The sequence below is a fragment of the Arthrobacter sp. SDR-2R genome, assembly GCF_057747955.1.
In genome coordinates this window covers 281251-297578 of the sequence record NZ_CM173231.1, presented here as the reverse complement: position 1 = coordinate 297578, position 16328 = coordinate 281251, and the positions used below count along the sequence as shown (strand labels likewise).

The window sequence follows — 16328 nt, the reverse complement described above, 5'->3', positions numbered from 1 at the left end:
TTACTTGAAGAACTTGGGGGCGTTCTGGGCGATGGTGCTGTCCATGGTCTCCGTGAACTGCTGGGGCGTGATTTCGCCCTGCACCAGCAGGACGAGCTCCTGCTGCAGCCGCCCGTTGGTGGTGGGGTCCAGCTGGGTGTCCCAGGGCATGGCCTGCTTGGCGCCCAGGTCCTTGGCCTGGTCCAGCGCCTTCCGGTACAGCGGCGTGGCGTTGGCAGGAATGGCGGTTTCGACGTCGGTGGTGGGGGAGAGTGCCCCGGTGGCGGCGTATTCAGCGGGGTACTTCTGGAGGGCGAACTTAAGGAAGTCGCTCACCAGCGGATCGTAGGTCTTGGCGTTGACCGCCATGCCGATGCCCGACGGGGACACGAACTCGTTGGCCGCCGTCACCGAGCCGGCTGTGGTGGGCAGGGTGAAGAAGTCGATGTCGTCGCGCACGGCAGGGTTGAGCTTGTCCGTGGCGAGGCTGGGCAATTCCCAGGTGCCGATGTTGTACATGGCGGCCTGGCCGGAGGTGAACTGGTTCTGCGCGTCTGAATAGCCCTGCGCGGAGAACCCGTCCTGGAAGCACTTGGCCTTGCCCAGTTCCGCCAGCCAGTTGACGGTCTTCTGTCCTGCGGGGTCGGTGAACTTGGCCTCGCCCTTCTTCAGTTTCTGGACGAACTCCGGTCCGGCTGCCCGGAAGGGCTGGTAGGCGGCGTAGCGTTCCAGCGGCCACTGGTCCTGGCCGTCGATGGCAATCGGCGTGATGCCGGCGCCGCGGAGGGCGGTGCACATGGCGGGAATGTCGTCCAGGGACTTGGGCACGGCCACCCCGGCCTTTGCCAGCAGCGCCTTGTTGTACCAGATGTATTCCAGCTCGTACTGGAACGGGATCATGTACAGGGATCCGTCGTCGAACCGCTGGTAGTCCAGGGCCCCGGGGCGGTATTTGTCGTAGATGTCCAGTGTCTTCAGCAGCTTCTCGGCGTCCAGCATCTTGCCCTGCTTTGCCAGCTGCTGCGCGAACGGAGTGGCGTCGGTGTCGAACAGTTCGGGCAGCTTGTTGGCCGCCGCCAGGGTTTCGAGTTTCTGGATGTAGGAGGGCCGGTCCGGGGTGGTGATCAGGTTCAGCTTGAAGCCCGGGTGGTCCTTGCCGTAGTCGTCGGCCAGCTTCTTCATGATGTTGATGACCGCGCCGTCGGCCGGGCGGGACAGCAGCCACGAAATTTCGCGGGGCTTGATCTCGCCGGTGGGGGCGACGTTGGTGGAACTGGTGGAGCTTCCGCCCCCGCAGCCGGTCAGGGCCAGGGCGGTGACTGCTGCGACGGCGGCAGCGCGGAACAGGTTCTTCATTGCGGCAATCTCCCTTGATTGGAGTGGATCATGTGGAACGGGTCGGGTGGAACGGAGGATTGGTATTCAGTTGTCGGTGCGCTTGCGTACTTCGAGGTCGGTGACGGTAACGCATCCTTCGCCGGCGAACACGCCGATTGCGCCGGCGGGAAGGTCGTAGATCCGGGTGCTGAGCGCCACCTGGCGGTCCACGACGGCGACGCAGAGGTCCCCGTCCACCACCACTTCCAGCGTGTGCCGGCCGGGTGGAAGGTTGCAGGGGCGTTCGAGTTCGATGGCGAAGGGAACATCGCCGGACACGTGCCACTGGGCGTCGCCGGTGATGGTCCGGGGCCAGCGGTCGAACACCAGGCGCCCGCGCTTCGGTTCGAGGCGGAGGACGTAGGAGCGGTCACCGTCCGGGCTGGAGCGGAGCAGCATTCCGCATTCGGTGGTTCCGGCCTGGATATCGAACACCGCCCTGGCATGGAACTGGGCGGGCAGGTTGCTGGTGGCGACGGCGGCGCCGTAGCCGTCCGGCACGTCCAGCCGGAGGGGCAGCCCGGATTCAAGCTCCAGCGGCACGTCGTCCCAGAAGCTGTCCACCAGCTCGTCGGTGAACCCGAACGCCAAAGTCCCGTCCGGGTTCTGCCGCGCCTCCAAGACCGCCATGGTGCCCGCCCACTGCCAGGCGCCGTCGTCGGAATTCCCTTCCTTGCTGGCAATCCAGCCGAAGAAGAACCGCCGGCCGTCCCGCTCTGCCGTCTTGGAGGCGTAGAAGGCGCGGCCGTCCACGCTGTCCAGGGCGGGGACGGTCCACGGGCCGGTGGGGCTCTTGGCCATGCGGTACCTGGTGGTGAAGGTTTCGGAGAATTCCGAGTAGACCATGTACCACCAGCCGTTCCATTCAAAGACGTCGGGGCACTCGTGGGTGATGTAGCGGCGGGGGTCCCAGAACGGGTCCGTGTGCGTCCAGGTCATCAGGTCGGTGGAGACGCACTGGGCGATGACGCCGCGGCGCCGCTCGGGCCCGTCGGAGTGGCGGGCGGCGAGCAGCATCCGCCACAGGCCGGCGGCTTCGTCGCGGAAGACGAAGGGGTCCCGCCAGTCAGCGGATTCATACCCGGTGGGCGCCCCGAAGGTGAGCCCGGGGTGCTTGGTCCAGGTGTCCATGCCGTCCGTGCTGGTGGCGTGCATGACCAGCTGCAGGGGCAGCCCGTCGGTGCCGAGGTTGGCGGGGTTCTGTCCGGTGTAGAACAGGTGGTGCACCCCGGACCCGTCGGCCACGATGCTGCCGGTGTAGCAGTTGAAGTCCGGCTCCTCCGTCGTTCCGTGGGGGAGGGCCACCCCGTGGTCCTGGAACTGGGTGAGGTCTTTGGTGGTCACCAGGTTCCAGGCGGTGCCCGGCTTGGGTTCGGCCCGGACTTCGTGAAGGTAGAACAGCCAGAACTCGCCGTCCTTCTGGAAGGGGATAAGGTCTCCAACCCAGGCATCGGCGGGCTGGAAGAAGACGGGATAGCTCATCAGCGGTGATGTCCATTTCTGCTAAAGCGTTTGATCACCACGAAGGTAGCGTGGAATGCGCCACTTGATCAAGCGTTTTAGCAAAAATACTTTCCCCGGTCGTTTTCGGCCGTATTGTGACGGGCGCCATTTTGCTGAAACGCTTGACCAGTCGAGTGGATGGACATTACCCTCTCCTGCTAAAGCGCTTAAGCACGGCGGTGTGTCCTGGGCTGACGAGGGTCCCGGCGCCGTCGAGCGCCCCGGCGATGACGCCGGCCATGAGAGGAAGTCAACGATGACCCACGCCCTGTCCCGCCGCCACGTCCTGCAAGGTTCAGGAGCAGGCGCGCTCGCCCTGTTTCTGGGCAACGGACTGACCGTCCCCACGCGCGCCCAAACCTCACTGCGGGCCGCCTACCACATGACTCCGCCGTCGGGCTGGCTCTGCGACCCGCAGCGTCCGGTTCACCTGGACGGCACCTACCACCTCTACTACCTGCGTTCCGCGCAGAACAACGGCCCCGGCGGCTGGGACCACGCCACCACCGCGGACGGTGTGGCCTTCACGCACCACGGGGTTGCCCTTCCGCTGCAGCCGGACTTTCCTGTCTGGTCCGGCTCCGCAGTGGTGGATACGGGCAATACCGCAGGCTTCGGAACCGGTGCCGTCGTTGTGCTGGCAACGCAGCCCACGGGCGGCATCCGCAAGTACCAGGAGCAGTACCTCTACTGGTCAACGGACGGCGGCTACACCTTCACCTCCCTGCCCGAACCGGTCATTGCCAACACCGACGGGCGTACGGCCGTTACCCAGGCGGAAATTGAAAATGCGGAATGGTTCCGCGACCCGAAGATCCACTGGGACGCGGCCCGCGGGGAGTGGGTGTGCGTGATTGGCCGGGCGCGCTACGCTGCCTTCTACACGTCGGTGAACCTGCGGGACTGGCAGCTGAAGCGCAACTTCGACTACCCCAACCACGCGCTGGGCGGCATCGAGTGTCCGGACCTGTTCCAGATAAAGGCCGACGACGGGACCTGGCATTGGGTGCTTGGCGCCAGCATGGATGCGTACAGCATCGGGCTGCCCATGACCTACGCCTACTGGACGGGAACCTGGGACGGTAACCAGTTCCTTGCCGACGACGTGGACAATCCGCAATGGCTGGACTGGGGCTGGGACTGGTACGCGGCGGTGACCTGGCCTGCGGCCGAAGCACCGGAGACGCGCCGCTACGCCGTTGCCTGGATGAACAACTGGAAGTACGCCGCCCGGGATGTCCCCACCGATGCCACGGACGGGTACAACGGACAGAACTCGGTGGTGCGCGAACTGCGCCTGGAGCGCCAGGCAGGGGGCTGGTACAGCCTGCTGAGCAGCCCCGTCAGGGCGCTCGCCAGGTATGCCACGGCCACCACCGGGCTCCCGGACCGGACCGTGGAGGGGAGTGCCGTCCTGCCCTGGAACGGCCGCGCATACGAGCTGGAGCTCGACATCTCATGGGAGGCGGCCACGAATGTGGGGGTCTCCGTTGGCCGCTCGGCGGACGGGACCCGCCACACGAACATCGGCAAGTATGGGGCCGAACTGTACGTTGACCGGGCGCCCTCGGACCTCCCCGGCTACTCGCTGGTGCCCTACACACGGGCGGCGGCGCCCATCGACCCCAACGCCAGGTCCGTCCACCTGCGCATCCTGGTGGATACCCAGAGCGTGGAAGTGTTCGTTAACGCCGGCCACACTGTGCTGTCGCAGCAGGTGCACTTTGCGGACGGCGATACCGGCATCTCGCTGTACACCGACGGCGGCCCGGCCATCTTTTCCAGCATCACCATCCGGGAACTGGCGGCCCCCGCGTGAAGGGCTAGGCCAGCGCGTCGAGGGTGACCCCGGTGTGGTCCGCAAGGCGAGCCAGGAGGGCGTCCTGGAAGCGGGGGTCGGTGGCCGCCGGATGCGGCGTTTGCCGGTGCTGGTGGTACCAGTGGCCCCCGCTGGCCAGGGCCCCGGGATCATCACTGGTGGCCAGCCACTCCTGGGTCCGGTGCCCCAGTTCCAGGTCATCCGGAGCTGACCGGCCGCCCATCCGCGTGGGCACCCAGCCGGGGTCGACGGCGTTGCTGGCGACATGCGGGACAAGGCGGGCCAGCGCTGCCGACAACGCAGTGACGTGCAGCTTCGTTGTGGAGTAGGAGGCCGTCGTCGTCCGTCCTGCCCAGTCCAGGCCGTCCAGGCCGGTGCTGCCGCCGCGGTGCATGCCGCTGCTGAGGTAGATGAGCCGGCGCGGGCCGGGAATGAGGGCGGTGAGCAGGTACGGGGCCACCACGTTCACCGGGAGCAGGGCCGCACCGTTGAGTACGCCCGCGTTGTGGATGACCGCTTCGATGCCGCCGATCGCGTTGGCCTGGTCCGCGATCTGCCGGACTTCCTGTGCAACCGCGAGGTCACCGGTGACGCAGTGCGCCCTGCGGTCCAGCAGGTGCTGCACCGCGGGGACGCGCCGGGAGGACCGCGCATGCACGATCACGTCGTGGCCGTCCTGCAGCAGCGTCTCCGCCGCGGCCAGGCCAAGCCCGTCGGTGGATCCGGTGATGAAAACGCGTGCCATGCGCGGCCCTCCCTTGTTCCCGGGTGTTTGTTCCCGGTGTTGTACCCAGTATCCCGGTGTCAGGCGGCGTCGGTGGGGGCGGCGCGGTGGTCGATCGCAGCTGTCAGGTCGTCGATGCGCTCCATGGCTCCGTTGAGTTTCTCGACGGCGGCCCACAGGTCCGGATGCTGTTCCCGGACCTGATCCAGGGTTGCACCGGCGGACCGCAGGGACCCGAGGTCAAAGCTGACGTTGGTGCGTGCCCCGGCAACGGCAGCCCGAAGGGCACCAAACGCGACCACGACATCCGCCACCAGCGACCGGTTGCCGTTGGTTGCCAGCCAGCCCAGGTCGTCGATGGCCCCGATGGCCCGTTCGCCCAAGAGGGCGGAGGACGCCGCGGCTTCCAGCGACGCGGAACGGATCGCCTCGTCCCGCTCCGGGCCCGGGTCCAGCCGGAAGGCGGCGCCGAACGCCTTGGAAGCGGACGCGTCGTCATCTGCCAGCCGCAGGGCTTCCTGGCGCAGTGCGTGCGCCCGGGCGCGTATCCGGGCCGGCTCCCCGCCGTCGTCCCCGCTGTAGCCGGCCACCATGGACGTCAGCGAGGCGGCGACGGCGAGCATCAGCCCTGTCCCCGCCCCTCCGCCGGGTGAGCCCGTGGATTCCGCCAGCGCGCGCGTCCAATCTTCCACCGTTGACCCTTGGGTGGTCACTGCAGGTTCCTCCATGCCAGGGACCGTGCCCAGAAAAGTGAGGGGCTAAACGGCAGGGCACGACGGCACCGCGCGCTTCTGGCCCAGTTTTGATGGGCCTGGCCGCGGAAACACGGGGCTCTTCCGGCGATCCGGGCCGCTAAAGTGGGCCAGTGTGACGCGACGCTACCGCCATGACTACGGCGACGACCCCAGCCAGTGGGGCGAACTCTTCCTTCCCGATCTTCCGGTTGGCGGGAGGCACCGGGGCGTGGTGGTGGTCATCCACGGCGGGTACTGGCGCTCCACTTACGGGGCCGAACTGGGGGAGCCGCTGGCCAAGGACCTGGCGGAACACGGCATGGCGGCCTGGAACCTCGAGTACCGGCGTGCCGGCAACGGCGGCGGCTGGCCGGGCACCTTCCAGGACATCCTGGCCGGCATCGACAAGCTGGCCGACCTGGCAGCACCGCACGCGCTGGACCTGGGCAGAGTAGTGGCGCTGGGCCATTCCGCCGGCGGGCACCTGGCGGTGTGGGCGGCAGGCAGGAACAGGCTGGACGGGCTCGGACCCGCAGAGGGCAGCCAGGTGGAAAACAGCACCGACGGCGTCCGCCTCACCGGGGTGGTGAGCCAGTCGGGGGTCCTCAACCTGGGCGGGGCCGAGCGGCTCAGCCTCAGCGATGGTGCGGTGGCAAACCTGCTGGCCGGGCCGTCGTCGGAATTTCCCGGACGCCACCGCATGGCCGACCCCATGGCCGCGCTGCCGCTGGACATTCCCGTCTATGCCGTCCACGCGCTGGGGGACGACGACGTCCCCCTCAGCATGTCCACCACCTATGTTGAGGCCAGCCAGGCCGGACCCGTGCCGGCACAGCTGGTCAGGGTGCCGGGGGACCACTTCGCCCTGATCGACGTCACGGCGGAGGCGTATCTCACGTGCCGGGAACTGGTGGGCCGGCTGCTCCGCTGACACGACCTGCTGACCGGTCCGCTTTCTGGCAGAGTATGACCATGCTCACAGTGATCGGCGAAGGCCTTGTTGACGTTGTCCAGCGCGCCTCCGGAATTGAGGCCCATGTGGGCGGCAGCCCGCTGAACGTTGCCGTGGGCCTGGCCCGGCTGGACCATCCGGTGCAGTTCATCGGCCGCTACGGCCGGGACGCGTACGGCGATTCGGTGGCTGCCCACCTGCGCGCCAGTTCCGTCATGCTGCCGGTACCGCCGGATGAGTTGCCCACCAGCGTGGCCACCGCGTTGATTGACGACGACGGCGCCGCCACCTACACGTTCGACCTCACCTGGGAGCTCCCGGGCCTCGCGGACCGGCTCGGCTTCATGCTGCAGGGCACCACGCTGCTGCACACGGGTTCGATAGCCACGATGCTGATGCCTGGTGCCACCGAAGTACTGGCCGCCGTCGAGTACGCCCACCCCTCGGCCACCATCAGTTTCGATCCCAACTGCCGGCCCAGCATCATCACCGACGTGGACTTCGCGCGGCGGCAGGCGGAGAAGTTCGTCACCCTGGCGGACGTGGTCAAGGCCTCCGACGAGGACTTGGAATGGCTTTATCCGGGGCAGGACGTCCTGGACTCGGCGCGGAAGTGGCTGGCCCTGGGAGGCTCGGAGGGGCCGGCGCTTGTGGTGGTGACCCGGGGCGCGGATGGGCCGTGGGGAGTGTGCCGCGCCGGCGAAGCGTCCGTTCCCGCACCGAAAGTTGACGTGGCGGACACCGTGGGGGCTGGGGATTCCTTCATGGCGGCGCTGCTGTCCGGCCTGGTGGACCGGGACCTGGACGGCGCGCAGAACCGCGGGGCGCTGCGCGACCTGCCCGCCGAAGGGCTGGCCGAACTCCTTGCGCATGCTGCCCGTGCAGCGGCTGTCACGGTGTCGCGGCCGGGCGCCAACCCGCCGACGCGGGCTGAGATGGACCGGCTGGGAACGGCCGAAGAGGGTTAGTACAGCTAGCAAGCGATGGGCTCCCAGGGCCCGCTACACTGCTCCGTGGTCGTAGTAGGGCCACGGCAGGAAGCGGCGTTCGCCGCGCCGGTCCGGGCCGTCCAGCGTGACTTTCCCCGTCGCGGCCCATTCGACGCCGCGGGGGAACATCCGGATGAACTCGATCCGCCGGAAGGTGTCGATGTCGTGCCCGATGGTGATGGTGAAGCTGCGGCCTTCCCCGTAGTGGTTGATCCAGGCCAGGGGCTGGAGGGTGTTAATGCCGGGCAGGCCGCTTAGTCCCTCCACCGGGATGGCCACCGGGTAGTGGGACATCGGCCACATGGGTGCATTCCCGTACGACTCCACGTCATCGAAGACCGAGAGCAGCACCTGTGCTCCTTCGTACAGCTGCACTCCGGTCAGGATGTCGTCGCCGGTCACAGTCCAGGTTTTGCTGATGCCCTCGGTGATGGCGTGGCGCGGTTCAGCGGTTTGCACCAGGGCCTCCCCCCACGGCCTCGGCCGCAGTCCGGTGGGCACGCTGAGCTTGGCACCCCGCATTATGTTGTACTCCTCCGGATATCCCCAGTCGTCCTCCTGGACGGCAGAGCCATGGAACCAGACGATGCCCTTCCCGTCCTGGTGGACAAACTTCAGCAGGGCAGCGTCGGTTACCGCGCCGAAGCCCACGGCCTTCTCGTGGTATCCGTCGCGGCCCTCGAACACCACCAGGACAACGTCGTATCTGTCGATCACGTCGGACCCCAGTCCCCGGGGGTCCTCCACCACCCTGACCCGGAATCGGCCCGTGTCCTCGAGGAGGGTGGTGAGCCACTGGTTGTGGGCCCTGAAACTGCGGAATTCATTGTCATGCTCCCGGGTCATATGCCCGGAGAGGATAAGGGCGTTCAGGATGTCGGCCATGGCAGCACTGCCTCGTTTCAGCGGTTTAGGAGAATGCATACATACTTATGTATGAAAACAACATAACGATGTTACGCTGGTTCCGCACCTAGAGAGAGTGAGCAACGATGCTTCTCGAGAGAGATCTCATCCAGTCATCCGGCTTCCGCAATGTTCGTGAGGGCGGCCGCATCACCGGTTTCCAGTTCCGGGTCCGGATGCCTTCCTACCGCGGCATGACGGCGTCCCTTATCGATGGAATTGCAGTGCGCGTAGGCAACCTCGTGGACGTGCCCGCCGATGTTCCCCTGTGGACTTTTGACGGCAGGCAGTACTCGCTGCAGGAACTTTGGAACAGCGATGGCGTCCGCTGGCCCCTTGAGGAGGCGGCGCTGGTCACGGTTCCGTTCGACGGCGGCCTGCCGCAGGGTGTCCACGAACTCACTATCGAGCTGCGGCTGAGGATGTCCTACATCCCCCTTGAGCACCAGCCCTCCACCTACCGCGTCAGCCGCACGGTGACGCTGGCTCCCGAAGGCGGCGAGGGTACCTTCCGCTACGGTGTGTCCCTCTACAGCTACATGGACGACTTCGGCACGGTGATGGACCTGGAGACAGCCTTGGCCGCCGTCGCCGACGTCGGGGCCACCGGCGTGGAGATTCTCGGCGAGGGGCATGTGGCCAGCTACCCGGAGCCCTCTCCGGCCTGGATCGACAATTGGTTTGCGCTGCTGGAGAAGTATTCGCTGGAGCCAACCAACTACGGGTCATGGATCGACACCCGGCTGCACCCGGGCCGGTCCATGACCGCCGCAGAAGGGGCGGAAGCACTCCAGCGGGACCTAAGGCTGGCCAGCCGGCTGGGTTTCAGCTTTGTCCGGCCCAAGATTGGAGTGGTGTCCGCCGACCTTGTCCCGGATCCCATCTGGACGGAATCCGTGGAGCGCTCCCTGGACCTCGCTCATGAGCTGGGAGTCATCATCTGCCCCGAGATCCACTCGCCGACGCCCATCAAGCATCCGGTGGTGGACGACTACATCGCCCTCATTGAGCGGACCGGCACCAAAAACTTTGGCCTGCTGATCGACACCGGGATTTTCCAGGACCGGCCCATCCCCCTGCGGGAAGGGGAAACCCGGGAGACGCGGCCCGCCTTCCTGGACGGCATCGGCGTGGACCCGGCCGGCTTCAAGGACATTGCGCAGTACGTGGTGTTCATCCAGGCCAAATTCCATGACATCAACGAGGGCCTGGAGGACCAGCAGATCCCCTGGCGCCCGGTGCTGCAGGCCCTCAAGGACTCCGGCTACACCGGCTACCTCTCCAGCGAATACGAAGGCGAGCGGACTCCCTGGCGGGCCATCGAACAGGTCCGCCGCCAACACGCTCTGATCCGGCGCATCACGTCCGAACTCGCCTGACCCATCCCGACTCCCACGAATGAGACCCCATGCCCAACGGACTTCTTAACGAATCCAGCCTCCGCTCCCATCCCGACGGCCTTGCCCTTGCCCTGACCCTGCCGTGGTACCGGAGCCTTTGGCTTTCCTCCGTCTCCAGCCTCAGGCTGACGGTCGACGGCGAAGAGATTTCCACGGAGGACCTCTCGCTGGAACTGGGCGGCATCCGCTACGCGCTTCCGGAGCTGCCCTCCCAGAGCGAAACCCTCTGGTACCTCCAGGAACATCCGCTCCTGATCGCCACACGGGAAACCCCTGTAGTCCTCGGCGGGCAGCACACGGTTCAGGTAGTTGGCGAACTGCGGCTGCCGTACATGCAGATTGCTCCGGGACAGGACGGCGGCCCAGGGATGTATGTCCCCAACTTCGTGAACCAGACGCTGGAACTCACCGTCACGGACAAGGCGACCCCGGCTCCGGCCCTGGCGGCCGCGGTCCCGCCGCCTCCGCCGAAGGCCGAAGAAGACCCGTTCTCCCTCGGGCTCACCCTGTACTCGGCCAGCGCTGAGTTCCGAGCAGGCTGGTATGACTTCGACGGACTGTTGAACAGGGTGGCAGAACTGGGTATTGGCCCGGGCATCGAGATCGTGGCGTCGCAGGTCCTGCCGACCTATCCGCAGGTCACGGGTGATTTCGCCCGGTCCTGGCACGAAACTTTCGACAAGCACGGCTTCGCCGCCAGCTCCTTCGGCGCGAACCTGGACATGGGCCGGCGCCGCGACCGGGACATGACGCCGGATGAGGAATACGAGTTCACCGAAACGTTGTTCCAGGGCGCGAAGAAACTTGGCTTCCCCCTGGTCCGCATCCAGAGCGCCAAGCCTGACCTGTTGCGCCGCCTCCTGCCGCTCGCCGAGGATTTGGAGCTCAAGCTCGCTTATGAGATCCACGCGCCATTGGGGCCCAACTCACCGGAGATCATGAAGGTCCGCGATGTGTATGCGGAGCTTGATTCGCCCCTGCTTGGGTTCGTGGCGGATTTCTCTTCCACCATGCACAGCATGTCACCGACGCTCCTGCGCGCTGTCCGCCGGGCCGGGCTGGACGACGAGGCCGTCCGGACGCTGCAGGCCATCTGGGCAACGGACGTCCCGATGCGGGCCCGGCAGGAGGAGTTCATCGGCTACCTCAAGGACCGCGACTTCGATCCCGCCCGGCTGGGTTCCTTTGCCCACCTGGCGTTCAACATGCACGGCCATGTCGACCCGCAGGAATGGGCGGACATCATGCCCCAGATCCTGCATGTGCACGCCAAGTTCTACGACATCGACGAGCAGGGCAATGAGCCGGCAATCGACTATCCGGAGCTGGTGCGCGTGTTCGTGGAGGGCGGCTACCGGGGTTACTGGTCCAGTGAATGGGAGGGCCACGCCTTTGCCGAGCTGGGCGAGGTGGACCCGTTGCTGCTGGTTCGCAAGCAGCACGACCTGATCCGGAGGAGCATGCGTCCGGTATCTGTTTCAGCCTGATCCGCCGGCAGCGGAGCAGGGCCCGGCCGGTACTCCCTGGCCGGGCCCTTTGCTTACAGCGCCTCTCTGGCTGCGGAAGCCGCAACGATGTCGCCGGCCTCCTTGAACAGGGCCCGCATCCACTCGTGCTCGGAGTCCCGGTCATGGCTCGGGTGCCACCACAGCGCATTAACCAAAGGGGTTGCGTCGAAGGGCAGGGGCAGGACCCGCACGCCGTCCAGCTGCAGGGCAATGGGTGCCAGGGCTGCCTGGATAAGCCCTATCCGTTGCGTCCCCAGAACGAAGTGGGGGAGGGATAGGAAACTCTCAACCGCGACCTCTACGCGCGGTTCAATCCCGAGTTGCTGGATCTGGCGCTGGGCCGACGTAAATGCGGACCGGGACTGGAAGGTCATGACCCACGGAAGCTCCGCGACGTTTTCCATGGTGATGCGTTCGGCCACTGCCTCGTTGGATGAGGAGACAACGGCCATCCAGCCATCCCGCCACAGGTCCTGGTACGGGAGGCCGCTGAGGAAGCCGTGCGGAATCACCATTCCGTCCACGGCGCGCAGACGGTTTGCGGCGTCCTCAACCACGAGCGGGTTGTGCAGCATGAACCGGAAGCGGACCCCGGGAGCGCGTTGGGCTGCCAGCTCCGAAACGACCCGGCCAATGGTGCTGAAACCGTAGTCGGAGCCATAGATGGCGAATTCGCGCTCTGACTCAGCCGGCTCCCACGACGCCTGGCTCTCAAAGACGCGGCGGGCAGCCTCCAGTGCGGTGGTGGTGTGTTCGGCCAACCGCAGCGCGAAAGGCGTCAGTTCATAGGCATTGCCGCGCCGGGCCAGGATGGGATCACCAAAGTGAGAACGGAGCCGCGCCAGTGAAGCGCTCAATGCCGGTTGGCTCAAGTGAAGGCGCTCCGCTGCCCGGGTCACGCTGCGTTCCGTGATGAGCGCATCCAGCGAAATCAGCAGGTTCAGGTCAAGCCGGGCGAGCGGTGCGTAGTTGGTCACGGAGCTGTCTTTCGATCGTGAAGTACGTCACCGGATTCTATCAGTGCCTTCAATGCGTCGAGCGGTGTGTATCACCCTCTCTAATGCGACCTGGGGCGCTCCGGCAACGGCGCCCGTTCCGCAGACCCCCGTCAGACTTATGTCTTTCATAGCAAAGACTTATGTGCTTTTCCTACACATCTCCTTCATACTGGTAAGTGACCGGGATCACCGCTCCCGGATGTTCTTCGACAACGAAGTCTGAAAGGCTGAACATGACACAGCACCGACGCTCCCTGGGCCTGAAGGTTGCCGGCGCCCTTGCCGTCCCCACCCTGGCTGCCCTGGCCCTTACCGGCTGCTCCTCTTCCGCTGAAAGCGCCAGCTCGTCGGGCAGCAAGGAGTTCTCGCTCTCCTTCGCCACCTCCAACACGATCGAAAGCCCGTTCCAGAAGCTGGGCGAGGACTACATGAAGGCGCACCCGGACGTAAAGATTACGTTCAACCCGCAGCCCAATGACTCCTACGACCAGACCCTGCGTACGCAGCTCCAGGCCGGCAACGCCTCCGACGTCGTGGTGACTTCCCCTGGCGCGGGCCAGGGGCGCAGCATCCTCCCGCTGGCCGAAGCCGGCTTCCTGGAACCGCTGGATGACGCTGCCAAAAAGCTGCTTCCGGCAGGAAGCGACAGCACTTTCGGGAAAGACGGCAAAGTCTACGGCCAGGCAACGGAAATAACCGTGGCTGCCCTGGTCACGAACGAGACCGCGGTCAAGGCCGCCGGCCAGTTCCCGGCTGACTTCGCGGCCCTGGAGGACCAGTGCAAGACCCTTGCGGCATCCGGCAAGTCGCTCTTTGCCATCGCCGGCTCGGCCCCGCCCAACACTGGCCTGATGGCCATGTCCCTGGCTGCCACGCGCGTCTACGCGGAAGACCCCAAATGGAACGAAAAGCGCGCAGCCAAGGAAGTGACCTTCGCCGGTTCCGATGGCTGGAAGTCCGCCCTGGAGTCGGTCAACACCCTCAAGGACGCCGGCTGCTTCCAGAAGGGCGCCGCCGGTGCCGGTTTTGACGCCATCACCAAAGGCCTTGCCGGCGGAACGTCGGTAGCAGGCTTCATTCCCGCTCCCAGCTGGAAGCAGCTGCAGTCCGCCGCGGCCGGAACCGACTTCGCCGTGCGCGCACTTCCAGCGGAGAAGGGCTCCGGCAAGGACTACGTTTACGCCAGCGCCAATTACGCCTTCTCCATCAACGCTGCCTCCAAGAACAAGGACGCTGCCAAAGCGTTCCTGGACTGGGCAGCCGAGCCGGAGCAGACCAAGGCTTTCGCCGAGATCGACGGCGCCCTCCCCGTCAGCGGGCTGGACAAGTACGACTTCGAAAGCGGCGCCTACAAGAACGTCGGCGAACTGATCAAGAACGGCAGCTACAGCCCCCTGCCGAACATCCAGTGGCCCAACTCCGCGGTCTACGACGCGCTGGCCACCGGGGTCCAGGGCATCGTCACCGGCCAGAAGAGCCCTGACCAGGTCCTGCAGGCCATGGACGCCGCCTGGGGACAGTAAGCGTTCGTCACCATCAACGTTCCGACATGACTCAATGGGACAAGCAAGGAAATACCATGACTGCGACGATGCAACCCAAAAGCGAAGCAGCTGAAGCACCCCGGCGAGGCAGGCGCACCCCGGGGGTGGGCCAGGACGCCCGCCCCCGCGGCCGCGGCCTGGAGTTCGGACACTGGTGGTGGGCCCTGCCCGGGATTGCCTTGGTGTTTGCCATCCACTATGTGGCAACCGGAATCGGCGGCTTCTTCGCGTTCACCAACTGGACGGGCATCGGCGCGTTCAAGATCACGGGCTGGGCCAACTTTGAAGCGATCTTCAGGGACCCCACCAAACTCGGGGCCCTGTCAAACACCCTCTTCCTGGCCTTCGGCTCGGTCCTCCTTGGCAACATCGCCGGCCTGATCATTGCACTGGGGCTTAACCGCGTAATCAAGACGCGCTACATCCTCCGCACCCTTTTCTTCATGCCGGTAGTGCTCAGCCCGTTGGCCACGGCCTACATCTGGAAGTACATCTTCGACTTCGACGGCCCGCTCAACGCTTTCCTCGCAGCGATCGGCGCCGGCGACCAGGCCAAACCCTGGCTGGCGGACCCGCAATGGGCCATCTGGACCGTCCTGGTAGTGCTTGTCTGGTCCTCCACCGGCTTTGCCATGGTCATCTTCATGGCCGGCCTGGCCGGCGTCCCGGTCGAAGTGGAGGAAGCGGCAGCGATCGACGGCGCCAACCTGTGGCAGCGGTTCCGCAACGTGACCCTTCCCGCCATCCGCCCCGCCGTGGCCGTTGCCACCACGCTGGGGATCGTCCAAGGCCTCCGGGTCTTCGACCCCATCATGGCGCTCACCGGCGGTGGCCCGGCCGGGGCGACGGAAACACTGGCCACCCAGGTCTACAAACAGGCCTTCGCGCTGGGAAACTTTGGCGGCGGCGCCGCCCTGGCGCTGGTACTCGCCGCGATCATCCTGATCTTCGCCGTAATCCAGCAGCGGCTGACGCGATCGAATCCCGAGGACTAACGCATGTTCCGCTACACCAAACTGACCCTGCTCCGGGAAATCGGGCTCTGGGCCCTGGCCCTGGTTTTTCTCGCCCCGTTCTACTTCCTGGTGACCACGGCACTGAAGCCAAACGGCGAACTGTTTACTACCTCGGCGCTGGCTCCGCCCGTCAACCCCGATTTCAGCAACTTCATTGCGGTGCTGTCCGCAAAGGGAAATTCCAATGTGGTGATGGGCCTGGTTAACAGCACCATCATCACCGCCGGCAGCATCCTGGGGCTCGTTGCCCTCGGCTCCATCACCGGCTACGTCATCTCGCGCAGCACCAAGCGCTGGAGCAAAGGAGCTTACTACCTGTTCCTGATCGCCATCATCCTTCCGGGCCAACTCGGCGCTGTGCCTCTGTATATGGGCGCCCGCGCCCTCGGCCTCACCGGCTCTGCCTGGGGCCTGATCGTCCTGTACACCGGCATGCTGCTGCCGCTGTCGATCTTCCTGTATTCAAACTTCTTCCGCGGCCTCGGCACCGATTATGAGGAAGCGGCAACGATTGACGGCGCCAGCAAGTCCCAGATCTTCGCCCGGGTGGTGTTCCCCATGATGGCTCCGGCCACGGGAACGGTCACCATCTTTGCCGGGCTGATCGTGTGGAATGACTTCTTCACATCGCTGATCTTCCTGGGCGGCTCCGCCAACCAGACACTGCCGGTGGCCATGTACTACTACATCGGGTCCCTGGTCTCCCAGTGGAATTCGATCTTCGCCATCGTGATCGTGTCCATGATCCCCATCCTGGCCCTGTTCCTGTTCGCCCAGAAGCGCTTCATCCAAGGTTTCTCCGGCGGCCTCAAGGGCTAAGCGCCACCCACGACCATGCGCCCCCAGGCGCCTGCCCTGGTCCACCGCGCCCAAAAACGG

General features: G+C 65.8%; 14 protein-coding genes. 8 read left to right on the top strand and 6 right to left on the bottom strand.

Annotated elements, in window-relative coordinates; genetic code table 11:
* Positions 1–1335, bottom strand: a complete 1335-nt coding sequence (locus AC3ANU_RS01435; protein ID WP_018770335.1) for an ABC transporter substrate-binding protein — start codon at positions 1333–1335, stop codon at positions 1–3.
* A gap of 66 nt (positions 1336–1401) precedes the next feature.
* Complete coding sequence (locus AC3ANU_RS01430) at positions 1402–2838, bottom strand: family 43 glycosylhydrolase (RefSeq protein ID WP_134164788.1); 1437 nt, start codon at positions 2836–2838, stop codon at positions 1402–1404.
* A 277-nt stretch (positions 2839–3115) separates the two neighbouring features.
* Between AC3ANU_RS01430 and AC3ANU_RS01425 the strand changes: the two genes are divergently transcribed.
* Positions 3116–4678, top strand: coding sequence for a glycoside hydrolase family 32 protein (locus tag AC3ANU_RS01425; protein WP_488315310.1), 1563 nt, complete (start codon positions 3116–3118; stop codon positions 4676–4678).
* Between the two features lie 4 nt (positions 4679–4682).
* On the opposite strand, the gene AC3ANU_RS01420 is transcribed toward AC3ANU_RS01425, so the two are convergent.
* Both AC3ANU_RS01420 and AC3ANU_RS01415 read right to left on the bottom strand, forming a co-directional pair.
* Positions 4683–5423 carry an SDR family NAD(P)-dependent oxidoreductase gene (locus tag AC3ANU_RS01420; RefSeq protein ID WP_488315309.1) on the bottom strand — a complete coding sequence of 247 codons (741 nt, stop codon included), beginning with the start codon at positions 5421–5423 and terminating at the stop codon, positions 4683–4685.
* Between the two features lie 59 nt (positions 5424–5482).
* Positions 5483–6130 carry a cyclodeaminase/cyclohydrolase family protein gene (locus tag AC3ANU_RS01415; protein ID WP_488315308.1) on the bottom strand — a complete coding sequence of 216 codons (648 nt, stop codon included), beginning with the start codon at positions 6128–6130 and terminating at the stop codon, positions 5483–5485.
* A 139-nt stretch (positions 6131–6269) separates the two neighbouring features.
* Between AC3ANU_RS01415 and AC3ANU_RS01410 the strand changes: the two genes are divergently transcribed.
* Together AC3ANU_RS01410 and AC3ANU_RS01405 are read left to right on the top strand one after the other, a co-directional pair.
* The gene (locus AC3ANU_RS01410; RefSeq protein ID WP_488315307.1) at positions 6270–7067 is read left to right on the top strand and encodes an alpha/beta hydrolase; all 798 of its coding nucleotides are present in this window, start codon (positions 6270–6272) and stop codon (positions 7065–7067) included.
* Positions 7068–7108: 41 nt separating this feature from the next.
* Complete coding sequence (locus tag AC3ANU_RS01405; RefSeq protein ID WP_056388619.1) at positions 7109–8056, top strand: carbohydrate kinase family protein; 948 nt, start codon at positions 7109–7111, stop codon at positions 8054–8056.
* Positions 8057–8089: 33 nt separating this feature from the next.
* Here AC3ANU_RS01405 and AC3ANU_RS01400 read toward each other — a convergent pair whose 3' ends face one another.
* The gene (locus tag AC3ANU_RS01400) at positions 8090–8962 is read right to left on the bottom strand and encodes a ThuA domain-containing protein (RefSeq protein ID WP_488315306.1); all 873 of its coding nucleotides are present in this window, start codon (positions 8960–8962) and stop codon (positions 8090–8092) included.
* A 107-nt stretch (positions 8963–9069) separates the two neighbouring features.
* On the opposite strand from AC3ANU_RS01400, the gene AC3ANU_RS01395 reads away from it, so the two are divergent.
* Together AC3ANU_RS01395 and AC3ANU_RS01390 are read left to right on the top strand one after the other, a co-directional pair.
* Positions 9070–10362: a C-glycoside deglycosidase beta subunit domain-containing protein gene (locus AC3ANU_RS01395; RefSeq protein ID WP_488315305.1), complete on the top strand. Its 1293-nt coding sequence runs from the start codon at positions 9070–9072 to the stop codon at positions 10360–10362.
* 29 nt (positions 10363–10391) lie between these two features.
* The gene (locus AC3ANU_RS01390) at positions 10392–11870 is read left to right on the top strand and encodes a C-glycoside deglycosidase beta subunit domain-containing protein (protein ID WP_488315304.1); all 1479 of its coding nucleotides are present in this window, start codon (positions 10392–10394) and stop codon (positions 11868–11870) included.
* A 53-nt stretch (positions 11871–11923) separates the two neighbouring features.
* Here AC3ANU_RS01390 and AC3ANU_RS01385 read toward each other — a convergent pair whose 3' ends face one another.
* Entirely contained in the window at positions 11924–12868 is a 945-nt protein-coding gene (locus AC3ANU_RS01385) for a LysR family transcriptional regulator (RefSeq protein ID WP_223993276.1), read from the bottom strand.
* A gap of 254 nt (positions 12869–13122) precedes the next feature.
* On the opposite strand from AC3ANU_RS01385, the gene AC3ANU_RS01380 reads away from it, so the two are divergent.
* Genes AC3ANU_RS01380 through AC3ANU_RS01370 form a run of 3 tightly spaced genes read left to right on the top strand, consistent with a single transcriptional unit; the run spans position 13123 to position 16268 of the window.
* Complete coding sequence (locus tag AC3ANU_RS01380) at positions 13123–14412, top strand: ABC transporter substrate-binding protein (RefSeq protein ID WP_488315303.1); 1290 nt, start codon at positions 13123–13125, stop codon at positions 14410–14412.
* 56 nt (positions 14413–14468) lie between these two features.
* Positions 14469–15428: a carbohydrate ABC transporter permease gene (locus AC3ANU_RS01375; RefSeq protein ID WP_488315302.1), complete on the top strand. Its 960-nt coding sequence runs from the start codon at positions 14469–14471 to the stop codon at positions 15426–15428.
* Positions 15429–15431: 3 nt separating this feature from the next.
* Positions 15432–16268, top strand: a complete 837-nt coding sequence (locus AC3ANU_RS01370; protein ID WP_488315301.1) for a carbohydrate ABC transporter permease — start codon at positions 15432–15434, stop codon at positions 16266–16268.
* Positions 16269–16328: the final 60 nt, after the last annotated feature.

Bases quoted from the DNA above. Each gene is read 5' to 3' on its own strand.
- AC3ANU_RS01370 (WP_488315301.1), top strand. From the start codon at position 15,432: ATGTTCCGCTACACCAAACTGACCCTGCTCCGGGAAATCGGGCTCTGG.
- AC3ANU_RS01430 (WP_134164788.1), bottom strand. From the start codon at position 2,838: ATGAGCTATCCCGTCTTCTTCCAGCCCGCCGATGCCTGGGTTGGAGAC.
- AC3ANU_RS01380 (WP_488315303.1), top strand. From the start codon at position 13,123: ATGACACAGCACCGACGCTCCCTGGGCCTGAAGGTTGCCGGCGCCCTT.
- AC3ANU_RS01375 (WP_488315302.1), top strand. From the start codon at position 14,469: ATGACTGCGACGATGCAACCCAAAAGCGAAGCAGCTGAAGCACCCCGG.
- AC3ANU_RS01395 (WP_488315305.1), top strand. From the start codon at position 9,070: ATGCTTCTCGAGAGAGATCTCATCCAGTCATCCGGCTTCCGCAATGTT.
- AC3ANU_RS01425 (WP_488315310.1), top strand. From the start codon at position 3,116: ATGACCCACGCCCTGTCCCGCCGCCACGTCCTGCAAGGTTCAGGAGCA.
- AC3ANU_RS01405 (WP_056388619.1), top strand. From the start codon at position 7,109: ATGCTCACAGTGATCGGCGAAGGCCTTGTTGACGTTGTCCAGCGCGCC.
- AC3ANU_RS01400 (WP_488315306.1), bottom strand. From the start codon at position 8,962: ATGGCCGACATCCTGAACGCCCTTATCCTCTCCGGGCATATGACCCGG.
- AC3ANU_RS01435 (WP_018770335.1), bottom strand. From the start codon at position 1,335: ATGAAGAACCTGTTCCGCGCTGCCGCCGTCGCAGCAGTCACCGCCCTG.
- AC3ANU_RS01390 (WP_488315304.1), top strand. From the start codon at position 10,392: ATGCCCAACGGACTTCTTAACGAATCCAGCCTCCGCTCCCATCCCGAC.
- AC3ANU_RS01415 (WP_488315308.1), bottom strand. From the start codon at position 6,130: ATGGAGGAACCTGCAGTGACCACCCAAGGGTCAACGGTGGAAGATTGG.
- AC3ANU_RS01420 (WP_488315309.1), bottom strand. From the start codon at position 5,423: ATGGCACGCGTTTTCATCACCGGATCCACCGACGGGCTTGGCCTGGCC.